This window comes from Microvirga makkahensis (assembly GCF_009830105.1).
Taxonomy (GTDB): Bacteria; Pseudomonadota; Alphaproteobacteria; order Rhizobiales; family Beijerinckiaceae; genus Microvirga; species Microvirga makkahensis.
In genome coordinates this window covers 12,994-28,003 of record NZ_WURB01000043.1, presented here as the reverse complement: position 1 = coordinate 28,003, position 15,010 = coordinate 12,994, and the positions used below count along the sequence as shown (strand labels likewise).

Here is a 15,010-nt window from a genome sequence, read left to right as displayed (position 1 = left end):
TGTTCTTGTTGGAGGACTTGGCTATAAAGTCCTCGACAGCCATGCGAGCGGCGACGGCCGAGCCCTCGCCGCCGATGTCCGAATAGGCGCCCGAACGGTCCGTCAGGACACCGAGCTTGATGGAAATTTGCGCCTGGGCTGCACCTGCAGCAAGACCAGTCAAAACAATGGACAGTAGTGCTGATTTAAATTTCATTCACTTCCTCCCAAATGCTCTTATTGTTCGGCTTGGAGCCGAGGGTAGAATGCGGCCTTTCAGGATGCTGTTCAAGCCCGCAGAGTAACGCCACCAGAGCGGGGTAGCTGCTGGATCAGCGCGCAGAACTGCGTCCACTGCAAGACTTGCGGCATCAACGACTCGAACCAGAACATCAGTTGGGTCACCCTCGGAGGGTAGCGGCGGGCCAAATTATGCGAGTATGTGCGCTCGGCATTGACACATGGGCTGCTGATAGTGTGGTGACGACAACGATGCTTCCAAGGGCCGGAACGTTTTTCCAAAACAGCACCGGACATGACCAGGGAAATCAGACCCGCGAAGTTGATTTCGAAATCAAATTCGGTAAACTGCCATTACTGAGCTGGGCAGTCTGCGAGGTGTGGAGGCCCGCGAATTATAGTGCAATTTCGTTCGAGGAGATGCTTGTGCAGCACGGTGAGTCTAGGGCCTTGTCGTGGCAGATCCGCAGGGATCGCTTCGGGGGTGTCTATCGTGCGGCGGGCAAGTGGCGGGACCAGACCATCGCCACGATGGCATTCCAGCAACTTCCGGAGACTGCCGATCAAGTCGCAATTTACGATGGCAACTTAGCCGTTTCATATGGTCGACTCGTAGGAGAAGCGCAGGCGCTCGCCGGCTATCTCAGGGCCATAGGTCTCACGCCAGGCGAAGTCATCTCGTATCAGCTGCCGAATTGGTACGAGGCTGTGGTCATCAACTTGGCTGCGGCAATCGGCGGCTTCGTAGTCAATCCGCTGGTGCCGATCTACCGGGATGCCGAAGTCGGTTTCATGCTGGCAGATTGCAAAAGCCGGATCCTCTTCGTGCCTGAGCGGTTCCGCAGTTACAGCTATTTGGATATGGTTCGGCGTCTCCGGCCAAATCTGCCGCATCTGATGAATGTCGTCGTTGTGCGCGACCATGAGCCAAGCGAGTTTGCAACGTTCGAGCAGACCATCTCGACAAGCGGAATGCATTGTGACCCGGCTACAGTCGATCCGGATGAGATCAAGCTCATTCTCTACACGAGCGGGACGACAGGCCGCCCGAAGGGTGTCCTTCACACCCACAACACAATCATGGCGGCGATTCACGCCTTCGGCGACTTCTGGGAAGTCACGCCTCAAGACATCATCTTTATGGCATCGCCGGTCAGCCACATCACCGGCTATCTCTATGCCTTGGAGCAGCCGTTCGTTCTCGGCACTCCCGCAGTGTTGATGGATATCTGGCAAGCCGACACGGCCGTGCAGCTGATGCGGCAGCATCAATGCACAATCGCCTTTGGGGCAACACCCTTCCTAAAGGAACTGGCTGAGGCGGTCGAACGCAGCGGCGAGCCTCTGTCCAGCTTGCGGCTTTTCCCATGTGGAGGTGCTCCTGTGCCTCCGGAGCTTGCCTACAGGGCGGCGCGTGCGCTGAAGCCTTGCACGGTCTGCCGGATCTATGGAGCGTCCGAGCTCGCAGGGCCAATTGCCTTCGGTGTCAGGAACGGCAATGCGAGACTGGCTGCCGAAACTGACGGCGAAATCTGGAATTCCGAAGTGCGCATCTGCGATCCTGCGACGGGACAGGATCTTGGCCAAGGCGCAGAAGGTGAGATTCTCGCGAGAGGTCCCCAGATCTCGGTCGGTTACCTTGATCCAAACGATGACGTGAAGGCATTCGATGAGCAGGGCTTCTTCCGCACGGGCGATCTCGGCAAGATCGATCCGCCCGGCTATATTGTCACGACCGGGCGGTCAAAAGATCTGATCATCCGCGGCGGGGAAAATCTCAGCCCGCGGGAAATCGAAGATCACCTCTTGGAACATCCTGCTATTCGCGAGGCGGCCGTCGTCGGCATGCCGGATGCGCGGCTCGGCGAAGCCGTCTGCGGATTTGTCGTATGCGAGAGCGGCAGGTCGATCGACCAAGTGGAAGTATCCCAGTTTCTCGTTGAGCGCCGTCTGGCCAAGCAGAAGATCCCAGTTCGCATCGAAGAACTCGAAGAGCTTCCCAAAACCCCCTCCGGGAAGATCCGGAAGGATCTTCTAAGAAAGATGGCGGCCGATCTGCTCCAATCGTAGAGAGGCGCATCCGCGGCCTATGCCTAAGCGCGCTGGGGCTGATTCTCCGATCGACCCATCACGCTCATTTGCCAGTCAACAGATCGTAGCCGCCTGAACAGTCCTTGGGCTATAGAGCCGAAACGCTGGTTACCTTCGCCTGAGGTCTCTTCCTGGTGCCCTTTGCTTTGGCGGGATCTCTTATGCGGCTTTCCGCCTTCGGCAATGCTGACGGAAGAGGACCTATACCCTCGAACAGGATTTTTGCCGCTTGCTGGGCAATTTCGTCCGGGGTGAGGCGGCCCGGCTTATACCACTCGACAGACCAGTTCATCATGCCCAATAACAAGAGCCGCAGGACCGATATGTCCAAGTCGCTTCGGATCTGGCCAGTCTCCTGCGCTTCCTTGAAGAGGACTCGCCACACCTGAGCGTTTTCATCAAGAACCCTCAGAAAATGATCTCGCAACTTTGCCGGAATTTGATCGAAGATGCGCATGTGCGCGGATACATAATCGTCTCCAGAAAGGGTGATCGCGAAATGGCCGCGAATTGCGGCTGTGATCCGCTCGCGAACGCTCGAACCTTCCGGAACCTCTTCCAAGGCCTTCCGAACGAATATTGCCGTGCGCTCGTTCGCAATGTTGAGAACTTCAGCGACAATTGCTTCACGGGACTCGAAGTAGTAGTAAATACTGCTGGTCTGAGTTTTTGCCTTTTTTGAGATGTCGGAGAGGCGCGCTAGAGCATACCCTTTGCGCCGGAAGACGAAAGCGGCCGCATCCAAGATGCGTGCGCGCGTTACTTCCGACTTCTTGGGCGTTCTTCCTGTGGGTGCCATCTTTTTCGCCCGACTTTGTTTCGTTGCTACCTGCATCAGTCTTCCTTGAGAGGTATCTCCGGTCAAGGATGATTGCGCCTGTCTGCGCCTCCTTCATCCAAGCCCGCATTACTGTATAACGCCGAGTGTGGCTAGCTTTTCTTTATCGCTTCGGCCAAGCCAGCAGATCGTGCCGACTGGAACGCTTCGGACAGGTGTGAAAGCTGGTGAGTATCAAAATGCGCCGCAAGGGCAACACCGAAGCCTTGTGCATCCAAAGTCCGATTCAGAGAGCGTTTCAAAACGCGCAGTGCGAAAGGAGGCGCCTCGGCGATTTTCTCCGCCATGGCGAGGGTTGTCGCCTCAAGCTCTTCGCGGGGCACCACCCGATTGACCATGCCCAATCTCTCCGCATCCGCGGAGCTCAGGCGTCCGCCCGTATAAAGCAACTCCCGCGCCTTTCTCTGTCCGAGCACCCACGGATGTACGAGAACCTCAACTGCAGCTGCCCCGAGGGTATGAACGACGGGATCTGCAAAGAACGCGTCCTCTGATGCGATAATAATGTCGCACATATTGGCTACCATGAACCCGCCAGCGATGCAGGCGCCCTGGACCTGGGCGATAACCGGTTTGGGAGCATTCAGTATGCGACGACAGTACTCGAAATAATGCTTCTCTTCATACATCCAGCGTTGCTCGACCGAGAAGCCGGAACGCTCCCGCTGCGCCTCCTTGAGATCGTGCCCTGCAGAGAAGTGGTCGCCTTTGCCGGCCAGAATGATCACCCGCACTGTGTCGTCCTCGACAGCCCTGGATATGGACTGATCGAGCTCGTCCAGCAATTCGCGACTCTCCGCATTGCGAAAGTCCGGCCGGTTGTGACTGATGCGTCGCACGGGGCCAAAGCACTCGACAGCAATGGATCGGAAATTCATCGCGTGGCCTCCTTGAAAAAGCGTTTGGGAGGGCCGAGGCGCTTCAATCTGTCGGCTCCCGGCGGCATCGGCACTTGCGAATGGATGGCCTGAATTCTCTCAAGTCTTGAGCGGAGATCGTCCGGGATCGCACAGGATTTCGGTGGCGGGCCCATGGTGACATGGATCGTAAGATACTGAGCGAGTGCCGCCAGGTAACCTTCCCGCTTATTGATGATCTCGAAGAGCAGATGCAGGCGCTTGTCATCCAATTCGAGGATTCTCGTCGTCACTAAGAGCCTGTCGCCGAGGAGGAGCTCCCGAATATGGACGACCTGAGACTCCAGGACGAAGTTTGACTGACCTGTCCGGGCTCTGAACTCGACCCCATAGTCCCATTCATTATGGGCCGCGAGTGCCGGATCCTTTACCGCCGCGAGGTAATAGCAGGCATTGACATGCTTGTTGCCGTCAATCCACTCCCGAGGCACCGCCATCTCGTATTGTGGCAAACGCGGATCAGCTCGATAGAACAAGCGCAACTCCGAAAGCGATTTCTTGGCCATGAGCTTCGCCATTGCTGGCGTGCGCGAATTTCCGGACGTGGCGCCGGCGCGCAGTCTCCGTTCGCCTTCAAGAATATATTTGGCCACGCTATGCGTCAACCATTTTGAATTGAAATTAAATTCTTTTTGTGCGTGTCAGGCTGGGCCGTTCCGGCTCCGGTGGCGGAGGGCTATCCTTTATAGTTCGATGAATATAGCTCAAGACTGTTGAGGAGTATAGTCCTGGACATGTGTCTTTTTAAAGTCGAATGCGATTTCGAAAATACGTTGACGCCGCTGAGAACCGGTGATTAACTTCCAACCAACGGCCGCGTCGAATCCAATCGGACGGCGATGGTCGACAGAACAAAAATGGGAGTGGCGGCTGACCATCTGGAAGTCCGCTGTGGAGGAAATGATGACAAGACGGGTTTCTCGACGAACTGTTCTGGGTGGTGCGGCGGCTCTTGGCGCAGTCGCGATCGGCAGGCCCTATGGATCTTTCGCGCAGACGAGCGGTCCCATCAAGATCGGAATTCTGCTGCCTCTTACGGGCTCGCAGGCGAGCTACGCTCCCGATTGCCAGCTCTCCGCTCAGATTGCGGTCGACCAGATCAACGCCGCCGGCGGCGTGCTCGGGCGAAAGCTCGAAATCGTTTTCCGCGACGACAAAGCCAATCCCAACGCGGCTCTCGCTGCGGCACGAGAGCTCATGGGGGAGGGGATCAATCTCTTCATCGGCGGTCTCAATACGCCGTCAGCGCTCGCTATCGCGGGGATCATGCCGGATGCTAAAAGCGTCCTGATCACAATTGGTTCGGTTGCGGATTCTCTGACGCACGAATCCTTCAACAGAAACTTCTTCCGTATTACTGACAGTGCTTATAGCCGCGCGCAGGCGCAGGCGCGACTTGCGGCTGAGAAGTATCCCGACATCACAAGGTGGGGCGGCATTCTCCCCGACGTGGAGTTCGGTCACGCTCTCTGGCGATCCTATTCGAGTGGTCTCAAGAGGTTCTATCCCCAGCTGGCAAACAAGCCGGCCGAGATCTCTGATCCGGTTCTGCAGAAGTTCGGCGCAATCGACTTCAAGAACCAGATTTCGAGCCTCATGCGTCAGCCGGTCGAGGCGGTCTATCAGTCTTTGACTGGCGAGGACTTCTTGACGATGATCACTCAGGCTCGTCCGTTCGGTCTGACGAGAAAGATCAAGGTCTTCATGGACCTCAGTGGCGAACTGGTTTTCGCCAAGACACTCAAGCAGAATCTGCCGGAGAACTTCTGGTCGGGCAGTCACTGGTACTACGGATCCTACCAGAACATTCCGGCGGGGCGCGCGCTCTATGAGGAGTACGTCAAGCGGACCGGCGATAAGTATCCGACCGGCTATATCGGGCCCGCCCATATGGCGCTGTATGCCTACGTCAATGCGATCAAGGCGGCGGGATCCACGGAGACCGACGCGGTCATCAATGCCCTCGAAGGGATCAGGTTCGAGAGCGCGAAAGGTGACATCTCCTTCCGGAAGGAAGATCATCAGGTGATCTCGGACATTAACCTGATCAAGCTCAATCCGAAGAACGATGAGCTCGGCTGGGTGGTGGCTGAGGAGGCCAAGATTCCCGGAGCCGATCTCCTGGGGGCTGCGACTCCTGGGAAGCCCCTCGTCATTCAGGACTAGCGGCGCGGATCCTTCCTTTCGACAGGTGGGCCCCGCCCGCCTGAGGATGAAAAGCTCGGTCGCCGGTACGACTTAGCGGCCCGATGCCGCAGATGTGCGGTGATGACTGAATATCCCTGGTGAAGCTGAATGAGTTTTCGTGGGCTTGAAGGAAAAGTTGCCCTTATTACAGGGGGCGCTGGAGCGATCGGGGCGGCGATCGTTGTGCGGCTGATCGAGGAAGGGTGCGATGTCGTCGCGGTGGACCGCGACGAGACCGCTCTTGAGAAACTTGCGCAGATCGTGGCTGCTGATCGCCTCCAGACGCTAACGGCCGACCTGTCGACCCAGGAGGGCGCACAGCGTGGCGTTCGACACGCCGTGGAGGTCTTCGGGGGCGTTGACCTGCTCGCCAATGCCGTCGGCATTCTTGGAAAGTCCGGGCCGATCACGGAATTGACTGTCGAGGATTTTGACCTCGTATATGCAGTCAATGTGCGGGGGATATTTCTCACGATGCAGTCTGCGCTCAGGCAGATGATCGCTCAGAGGCGTGGTGGTTCTATCGTGAATTTCGCCTCCGTCGCCGCGCTGAAGGCGCGCGCTGATCGATCTTTGTACGGCGCCTCGAAGAGGGCGGTTGTTGCTCTGAGCCAGTCGGCCGCTGTCGAGAACGGCAAGCATGGGATTCGCGTGAATGCCGTGTGCCCCGGAGCTATCGAGTCTCCGATGGTGGCCCGCCTTGCCCAAGAGGCTGGCATGGGGCCATGGGGCAGTACCGCCCGGCCCATCGAGCGCAACGGGCGGCCGGACGAAGTTGCAAATCTGGTCGCATATCTGCTCAGCGACGAAGCCAGCTACAGCACCGGCGGCGTCTACACCGTGGACGGCGGCTTGACCGCCTAACACGGGCCGACCCACGCATTGATCACAACTTGTCATGGAAGCGAAAATGGCTGCTGCAGCTGCAACAACAACCGACTTAACTGGCAGATTGGCCGTGGTCACCGGTGCCGCCAATGGCATCGGTCAGGCATCCGCCGTCCACCTCGCTCGTAACGGCGCGGATGTCGTCCTGGTCGACATCGACACAGAAGGGCTCCAGCGGACCGGTGAAGAAGTCCAGAAGCAGGGACGCAAAGCGATGCCCCTGGTCGTCGACTGCAACAAGCTGGAGCAGATCGTCGAAGCCTTCAAGAAAATCGAGGCCGATTATGGGGACGTTGAGATCCTCCTCAACAATGTCGGTCAGAGCGCCCGCGAGCGCGCTTCGGAGTTCTGGTGCTCCGAGCCGGAGACGTGGGACTTCATACTGAAGCTAAATCTCTACAGCACCCTCGCGTGCTCGAGGCAGGTCGTCCCCGGGATGCGAGAGAGACGCAGAGGCAAGATCATCTCGATCGCGTCGGAGGCAGCCTATATGGGCTCGATCGGCGTTGCCGACTATGCAGCCGCGAAAGCAGGCGTGATCGGACTAACCCGTTCTCTGGCGAGAGAACTCGCCCCTTTTCATGTGAATGTGAATGCCATCTGCCCCGGTCCCATCCGAACGGCGGCTGCTGACCGTCTCCCGATCTGGGAGCAGTATCTAAAAGAAACCCCAATGGGATTCGCAGGGGAACCGCAAGATATCGCCAATGTCGTCGTCTTCTTCGCAAGCGATCAGACCCGATACATCACCGGACAATCCCTGATCGTCAACGGCGGGCGTTGGTGGAGCTAGACGACAGAACAAAGCACAACAAAGATAGACGGAGGAACGATGGCTACGCGAGTTTCAAGGCGCATGATTCTTACAGGTGTGGCGGGAGCGAGTCTTCTCGCCGGGCTCGGAGTGCCGCTATCCAGGGCTTTTGCACAAGGCGAGCCCCTCAAGCTCGGATTCATCGGACCTCTGAGCGGGGCACAGGAGATTTTTGGCGCTCCGATGCTGGTTGGCGCCCAGATCGCCGCCGATCAGATCAATGCCGCCGGTGGCGTCAACGGCCGGAAAATCGAGATCGTCGCTCGCGACGACAAAGCCGCAGGCCCTGAGGCGGTCAAGCAGGCCCAAGGCCTCGTTGGGGAGGGTGTGCACCTGCTCTTCGGAGCGGTCCAGACCGCGGTCGCATTGGCCATTGGACCGCTGCTGCAGCCGTCCAATGCTATTCTGATCTCCTGCGCGGCCATCGCGGACAGCCTCACGCATGAGAACTTCAATCCCCATTACTTCCGGATCAGCGACAATTCCTACATGCGATACCGCGCCCTCGCGCGGGTGATGGCCGAGAAGCATCCCGAAATAAGCAAGTGGACGGGCATCTTTCCAGATGCGGCGTACGGACATCAATCGTGGGACGGCTTCGTCGACGGGTTGAAGGAGTACTATTCCAGTCTCGCCAAGAAGGACGTCGAGATCATCGAACCGGTCCTGACCAAGTTCGGAGCCACGGACTTCAAGCCACAGCTCACGACCCTGATGAGGTCTCCGGCAGAAGGCCTCTTCAACAACACGAACGGCGCCGATGCCGTCACTCTTATCGCCCAGGGCGCCAATTTCGGCCTGTCGCGCAAGTTTAAGGCGATTGCGGACGGAGCCAACGAGTTCAACGTCCCAAAAGCTCTCGGCAAGCGCATGATCCCGAACTTCTGGACTGCCATGCACTGGTACTACGGCGGGTATCAGGACACTGAGATGGGCAAGAAACTCTACGAGGATTATGTCGCAAAGACCGGGGACAAGCTTCCCATCGGGTATGTCGAGCAGGGTCATGCCGCAGTCTACGCCTACGCGAATGCGATCCGCGCGGCCGGTTCCGCTGAAACAGCCGCGGTCCTGAAGGCGCTCGAGGGAATGAGCTTTGACACGGCGAAGGGGCGCAGAACCTTCCGGCGAGAGGATCACCAAGCCATTCTCGACGTCAACTTCATCACCTTCGATGTCAAGGACACCGAGCAGGGATGGGAGGTGTCCGATTTCGTCCGTATTCCGGGAGCTGACGTGATCGAGCCACCCACGCCCGGAAAGGAAATCCAGTTCCGCTTCAAGTAGTAGGAGAGGGAGACCGGCATGAGACAGGATGTCAGTGGTTGGCAAGTCCGTTGGGATGACGAGCGCGCTCGTGCATTCAAAGCCGAAGGCGCCTGGGCCGACAAGACGATCGCTGACTACGCTGACGAGATGATGCGGTCCGACCCCGATCGAGTTCTGGTCGTCGACAGAGAGCGGGAGTTCACACTGCGTCAGCTGTACAATGAGGCCAGGACGCTCGCCCGAGCTCTCGTCGGACGGGGATACAAGCCCGGCGACACGATCTCGTTCCAGCTTCCGAACTGGTATGAGACCGTTGTCATCAACCTTGCTGCCGCCATGTCCGGCCTCGTCGTCCATCCGCTCGTGCCGATCTATCGGGATATGGAGGTCAGTTTCATGCTGCAGGACTGTCGCAGCAAATTGATCTTCATACCCGGAATTTTCCGCAAGTATGACTATCGCGAGATGATGCGACGGATCTCGCTCAATTTTGCGAATCCCGTTGAGGTGGTCGTGGTGCGCGACAGTTCCGATGGGTTTCTCTCCTATAGCGATCTCCTCGCCCAAGCAGACGATGCGACCGAGCTGCAGGGCGCCGATCCCGACGCGATCAAGATGATCATGTACACGTCCGGCACGACAGGGCGGGCAAAGGGCGTTCTGCACAGCCACAACACCCTTCAAGCCGAAAACCGTGGACGACTCACGCACCTGAATCTCACAAGCCATGACGTGATGTTCAATCCCTCGCCGGTCACTCACGTGACCGGGGCTCTTTATTCGCTATGCCTGCCCTTCACGGTGGGCATCACAACTGTGATGCTGGATATTTGGGACGCCGAGTTGGCTTTCGACATGATGCGCCGGCGGCAAGTCAACGGCATCGTTGCGGCGACAATCTTCCTGCAGGGTCTCGTCGATGAAGCCAAGAAGAGAGGAGAGACACTCCCCGATCTGCGGTTCTTCCTTTGCGGTGGAGCACAGGTGCCGCCCGATCTCATTCGCGAAGCAGCCCGAATATTTCCCAACTGTGTCGCAGCCCGGATCTACGGCTCAACTGAAGTTCCCTGCATCACCGCGGGAGTTAACAGCAAGGAGCTGCAGGACCTCGGAGCGGATACGGACGGCCAAATATGGCTCACCGAGGCCATCATCGCTGATCCGGCGACCGGCGTGCCGCTGCAAAAGGGTCAGGACGGTGAAATCCTAGCGAAAGCGCCTCAGCAGTTCCTTGGGTATATCCATGTCGAAGACAATGCCGATGCCTTCGATGAGAACGGGTATTTCCGCATGGGGGATCTCGGTCGCATCGTCCATGATGACTTCATCGTTGTGACGGGCCGGAAGAAGGATCTGATCATTCGGGCGGGAGAGAACATTAGTCCGAAGGAGATCGAGGATATTCTCTTCAATCATCCCGCTGTCGCGGACATTGCAATCGTGGCCATGCCGAACGAGCGTACGGGGGAAGCTGCGTGTGCTTTCGTCATACCACGGGAAGGGCAGAGCATCGATCTTGCCGAAATCAAGCGCTACCTCATGGAGTGCGGTACCGCGATGCAGAAAGTCCCGGAACGCCTCGAGATCGTAAGCGAACTGCCCCGCACCTCGGTGGGCAAGGTGCGAAAGGATATTCTCAGGCAGGCGGCACGGGAGCTTGTGGAGCAGGAGCTGCGATGAGCGGGAGCGGAAAGGAAGCCCTTGCCGGGCGGCGGATCGTCGTAACCGGCGCTGCATCGGGCATTGGACGGGCCACGGCGCAGATTTTCGCCGAGGAGGGAGCGCAGGTTGCGTTGCTCGATCGGGATGTTGCCAAGCTGGATGGTCTTGAGGGGGTTCCTATCGAGGTCGATGTTTCGCAAGAGGCTTCGGTCTCTGAAGCAATCGAGAAGACCGCCGCAGCTCTCGGTGGAATTGACGGCCTCGTGAACGTGGCCGGCATATTTCCCGTAGCGCGGCTGGAGGACACGAGTCTTCAGGATTGGGAGAGGACAATCGCCGTGAACCTTACGGGTCCTTTCCTCGTAACGCGCGCAGCGCTTCCGCATCTTCGCCAGGCGGAGTCGGCAACCATCGTGAATCTGGGATCGGGATCCGCGATCCTGCCGTATCCGGAACTGTCGGCCTACGGAGCCACGAAGGGCGGCATCGCCGTCCTCACGAAAGTGTGGGCGGCGGAACTCGCACCGCGCATTCGCGTGAACGTGGTCTGTCCCGGGATGACGCGGACCCGCATGGTCTCCGATTGGCACCCCGACCCGCAGGCTCTCTCGCAGAAGGCCAAGGAAGTCTACGCGCTGCAACGGATTGCCGAGCCCGAAGAGATTGCGCGTAGCATCCTGTTCCTGACGTCCGACGCTTCGAGTTTCGTCACCGGAGCGACCTTGGCCGTCGACGGGGGCCGGACCTTTCACTAAAGTGAAACCGAATTCGAATTCGAAAAGGTTTGACGCTGCGCAGTCCTATGCGTAGACTGCTCGTCAAATGGTATCAGCGATCGGGAGGCGGTCGGCGATGGCGCAGCGCATTTCTCAGCGGCAGGTGCGAGATGGATCTTAAGTTCTCCAAAGAAGACGAAGCTTTTCGAATGATGGTACGGGAATTCGTTCGCGCCGCGGTTCCTTCAGACATGGCATTGCGGACGCGCCAGGGCTTCCATTCGACCAAGGAGGATCTTCAAACCTGGAACCGGATCCTTTTTGAAAAGGGGTGGGCTGCACCCCACTGGCCGAAGGAGTATGGAGGCACCGGCTGGACTCCTCTGCAGATTTACATCTTTGAGGAAGAGTGCGCTGCGGCGGATGCCCCGTTTCTCAGCTATTTCGGGCTGAGGCTGCTCGGGCCCTTGATTTACACATTCGGCTCCGACGAGCAGAAGGCCGCGCTTCTGCCGCCCATTCTCAGCGGCGAGACCTTCTGGTGTCAGGGATTCTCCGAGCCGTCCGCTGGGTCTGACCTTGCATCCGTTAAGACAACAGCCGTTCGTGACGGCAATGAGTGGGTGATCAACGGTCAGAAAATTTGGACAACCGAGGCGCATTACGCAGATCGAATGTTCTGCCTGGCCCGGACTGACCCGACCGTGCCGCCGCAAAAGGGCGGCCTGTCAATCTTCCTGTTCGACATGAACGCACCCGGCATCTCCGTCCGGCCGATCATCACGATTGACGAGGGGCATTCGGTCAACGAGGTTTTTCTCGACAACGTGCGTATCCCGGCCGATGCCGTGCTCGGTCGCGTGGGTGACGGATGGACGCAGGCGAAGTTTCTCTTGAGTCACGAACGCGTGTCGAACGCTCAGGTGCCGCGTTCCAAACGGGATCTGGAACTGCTGAAGCAGATCGCCGCGCAGGAGAGGGCAGGGGGGCAGCGCATCATCGACCTTCCGGAGGTTCGCCAGCGCATAGCCGAGCTCGAGATCGACTTGTACGGTCTCGAATGGTCCGTCCTGCGCGAACTCTTCAACGGGCATGGCGCGAAGAGCCAGCCGATCGCGTCCGGTCTCAAGATTCTTGGAAGTGAAATCCAGCAAAGGCTGTCGACACTGCTCACCGACGTCCTCGGCCCGAAGGGCATTGTTCTTTACGACGAGAAGGAGGGCAGCGGGGACGATCTTCCTGGAAACGCGCCAAGCTACGTTGTCGGCTCGACAGCCAGACAGTTGTTTCTTCGGGCGGCCTCGATCTATGCGGGAGCCAACGAGATTCAGAGAACGATCATTGCGAAGCAGGTCTTCAATCTCTCAAGCTAGCACGGGTTGTCCCCGCAGCGCGCTGAGATGCGAATCCTTCTCATTGAACGAGCGATTGAAAAACAGATTTGAGGAAGCGGCGTTGAAATTCTCACTGACAGATGAACAAAGCCTCCTACGCGATAGCGTAAGGCGTTTCGTCTCGGAAGAACATGATCTGAACAGGCAGCAGGAAGCTCTCCGCAGGGACGCACGGTTCTCAGATGCGCACTGGAATATGTTCGCGGAGCTCGGATGGCTTTACCTCATGGTCCCCGAGTCCGCAGGAGGCTTGGGCGGGTCTGCAGAGGATGCCACGGTCATTGCCGAGGAGCTCGGGCGCGGCCTCGTGGGAGCTCCCTTTCTGTCAACCGCCATCCTGGGGGCGGCGCTGCTCGGAGCAGGGGAGCCTACCCCTCAGCGAAACGAACTCCTCAGCGGCCTAATGGAAGGGCGGTGCCGGCTTGCGCTCGCGCTTGAAGAGAGCGCCTCTCGCTACGAGGTGGATGCGATCTCTACGGCAGCCCAGGCCTCCGGGGACGATGAAATTGTTCTGAACGGCCAGAAGGTTCTCGTCCAGGACGGTGCCGATGCAGATGCGTTCATCGTCAGCGCAATTGCGTCCTCTAGAGGCGGCGGCATCAGTCATCTCGCATTGTATGTCGTTCCATCCTCGGCAGCAGGCGTGGAGATAAGGCGCTACCGTACGATTGACGGACGTTGGGCGGCGGATGTGAGCCTGAACAATGTTCATCTTCCGAGCAGTGCTCTTCTCATTCCCTCGAATCGGGCACGTGAGGTACTGGAACGAGCTCTTGATCACGCGCGGATCATCCTGGCGTCCGAGGCCCTCGGAGCAATGGAGGGGGCTCTTGCGATGACGGCCGATTATCTTAAAGGACGCACGCAGTTTGGGCGGGCGCTGGCGAGCTACCAATCGTTGCAGCACCGGCTTTCCGACATGTTCGTCAAGGTCGAGAACGCCCGCTCCATGCTGTATCGCGGGCTGTCCATGCTCGATGCGGAGCCGGATCAGCGCGCCGCGGCAGTTTCTGCAACTATGGTGACGATCAACCAAGCCGCTGAGTTCGTCGGAAGCCAGGCGATTCAGCTCCATGGCGGCATGGGCATGGCTGAAGAGTATCCCATCGGCCACTTCTACAAGCGGCTCCGGGTCATCGGCAAGTCGTACGGCGATCTGAGCTGGCACATGAACCGCTATACGCAGATGACTCCAATGGTCGAGATGCAGGGTGCCGCATGAAGTACGAAGATTTCACAAGGCTGTCGGTCACGACGAAAGACCGTATCACAACGATCACCCTTCAGCGGCCCGATACGTTGAATGCTGTGGATGCTCAACTTCACACGGAGTTGAGGCATGTCTTTCGTCTCGTCGCCGACGACCCCGATTCTGACATCGTCATCCTGACCGGGACAGGACGCGCCTTCTCGGCGGGTGGCGATCTAGCCTGGCTCCAGTCCATGATCGACGACCCGAGCCGCTTCACCGGAATCATAGAAGAAGCCAAGCAGATCGTATTCTCGATGCTCGAGTTGCCCAAGCCCATGATCTGCCGAATGAATGGCGACGCAATCGGGCTCGGTGCAACGCTTGCCCTGTGCTGCGATATCATCGTGGCGTCCGAGACGGCCCGCTTCGGCGATACGCATGTTCGCGCCGGTCTTGTTGCGGGCGACGGAGCGGCCGTGATACTGCCTTATGTTGTCGGCTTCATGCGGGCCAAGGAACTTCTGCTGACCGGGCAGCTGCTGAGCGCTGAAGAAGCGCACCAGATGGGGCTGATCAATCATGTTGTGCCGGCAGACCAGCTCGACGCGAAGGTCGACGAGATTTCCGGGCGACTGGTGCGTGGGGCCACGCAGGCTATTCGCTATACCAAGATTGCGGTCAACCGAGGGCTGCGTAAGCTCGCTCAAGATCAGATGGACGTGCTGATGACCTACGAGGCGTTGTCGAGTCAGTCCGCGGATCACGCAGAGGCTGTCCGCGCCTTCCGCGAGAAGCGCAAGCCGCAGTTCACAGGACGCTGAGG

The 15,010-nt window shown here is 58.5% G+C and carries 13 protein-coding genes and 2 pseudogenes; 11 read left to right on the top strand and 4 right to left on the bottom strand.

All coding sequences use genetic code 11. The features are described from left to right. A pseudogene (locus GR328_RS25295) lies at positions 1 to 196 on the bottom strand (ABC transporter substrate-binding protein); the annotation flags it as partial. A gap of 114 nt (positions 197 to 310) precedes the next feature. Between GR328_RS25295 and GR328_RS25290 the strand changes: the two are divergent. Both GR328_RS25290 and GR328_RS25285 read left to right on the top strand, forming a co-directional pair. Further along, positions 311 to 437, top strand: a pseudogene (locus GR328_RS25290) (4Fe-4S dicluster domain-containing protein); the annotation flags it as partial. Positions 438 to 459: 22 nt separating this feature from the next. Next, positions 460 to 2,289, top strand: a complete 1,830-nt coding sequence (locus GR328_RS25285; RefSeq protein ID WP_160888424.1) for an AMP-binding protein — start codon at positions 460 to 462, stop codon at positions 2,287 to 2,289. A gap of 109 nt (positions 2,290 to 2,398) precedes the next feature. Here the strand turns inward: GR328_RS25285 and GR328_RS25280 are convergent, their stop codons facing one another. The 3 genes from GR328_RS25280 to GR328_RS25270 form a co-directional block, all read right to left on the bottom strand. Further along, positions 2,399 to 3,145, bottom strand: coding sequence for a TetR/AcrR family transcriptional regulator (locus GR328_RS25280; RefSeq protein WP_160888423.1), 747 nt, complete (start codon positions 3,143 to 3,145; stop codon positions 2,399 to 2,401). Positions 3,146 to 3,240: 95 nt separating this feature from the next. After that, positions 3,241 to 4,026: an enoyl-CoA hydratase gene (locus tag GR328_RS25275; RefSeq protein ID WP_160888422.1), complete on the bottom strand. Its 786-nt coding sequence runs from the start codon at positions 4,024 to 4,026 to the stop codon at positions 3,241 to 3,243. After that, the gene (locus GR328_RS25270; RefSeq protein ID WP_205790301.1) at positions 4,023 to 4,571 is read right to left on the bottom strand and encodes a thioesterase family protein; all 549 of its coding nucleotides are present in this window, start codon (positions 4,569 to 4,571) and stop codon (positions 4,023 to 4,025) included. The genes GR328_RS25275 and GR328_RS25270 overlap by 4 nt, the downstream gene beginning before the upstream one ends. Positions 4,572 to 4,968: 397 nt before the next feature. Between GR328_RS25270 and GR328_RS25265 the strand changes: the two genes are divergently transcribed. The 9 genes from GR328_RS25265 (at position 4,969) to GR328_RS25225 (ending at position 15,008) form a co-directional block, all read left to right on the top strand. After that, positions 4,969 to 6,231, top strand: a complete 1,263-nt coding sequence (locus GR328_RS25265) for an ABC transporter substrate-binding protein (protein WP_160888420.1) — start codon at positions 4,969 to 4,971, stop codon at positions 6,229 to 6,231. Positions 6,232 to 6,360: 129 nt separating this feature from the next. Next, positions 6,361 to 7,116 carry an SDR family NAD(P)-dependent oxidoreductase gene (locus GR328_RS25260; protein WP_160888419.1) on the top strand — a complete coding sequence of 252 codons (756 nt, stop codon included), beginning with the start codon at positions 6,361 to 6,363 and terminating at the stop codon, positions 7,114 to 7,116. Positions 7,117 to 7,150: 34 nt separating this feature from the next. Further along, positions 7,151 to 7,933: an SDR family NAD(P)-dependent oxidoreductase gene (locus GR328_RS25255; RefSeq protein ID WP_246216090.1), complete on the top strand. Its 783-nt coding sequence runs from the start codon at positions 7,151 to 7,153 to the stop codon at positions 7,931 to 7,933. A gap of 39 nt (positions 7,934 to 7,972) precedes the next feature. Beyond that, positions 7,973 to 9,241: an ABC transporter substrate-binding protein gene (locus tag GR328_RS25250; RefSeq protein WP_205790300.1), complete on the top strand. Its 1,269-nt coding sequence runs from the start codon at positions 7,973 to 7,975 to the stop codon at positions 9,239 to 9,241. Positions 9,242 to 9,259: 18 nt separating this feature from the next. Further along, a complete protein-coding gene (locus tag GR328_RS25245) occupies positions 9,260 to 10,903 on the top strand; it encodes an AMP-binding protein (RefSeq protein WP_160888417.1) in 1,644 nt (547 codons plus the stop codon). After that, complete coding sequence (locus GR328_RS25240; protein WP_160888416.1) at positions 10,900 to 11,640, top strand: SDR family NAD(P)-dependent oxidoreductase; 741 nt, start codon at positions 10,900 to 10,902, stop codon at positions 11,638 to 11,640. Before GR328_RS25245 ends, GR328_RS25240 begins: the two co-directional genes overlap by 4 nt. A gap of 29 nt (positions 11,641 to 11,669) precedes the next feature. Then, the gene (locus tag GR328_RS25235; RefSeq protein WP_246216089.1) at positions 11,670 to 12,974 is read left to right on the top strand and encodes an acyl-CoA dehydrogenase family protein; all 1,305 of its coding nucleotides are present in this window, start codon (positions 11,670 to 11,672) and stop codon (positions 12,972 to 12,974) included. After that, a complete protein-coding gene (locus tag GR328_RS25230; RefSeq protein WP_246216091.1) occupies positions 12,910 to 14,217 on the top strand; it encodes an acyl-CoA dehydrogenase family protein in 1,308 nt (435 codons plus the stop codon). The genes GR328_RS25235 and GR328_RS25230 overlap by 65 nt, the downstream gene beginning before the upstream one ends. Further along, on the top strand, positions 14,214 to 15,008 hold the full coding sequence (locus GR328_RS25225) for an enoyl-CoA hydratase/isomerase family protein (protein WP_160888414.1): 795 nt from the start codon (positions 14,214 to 14,216) through the stop codon (positions 15,006 to 15,008). Before GR328_RS25230 ends, GR328_RS25225 begins: the two co-directional genes overlap by 4 nt. Positions 15,009 to 15,010 lie beyond the last annotated feature (2 nt).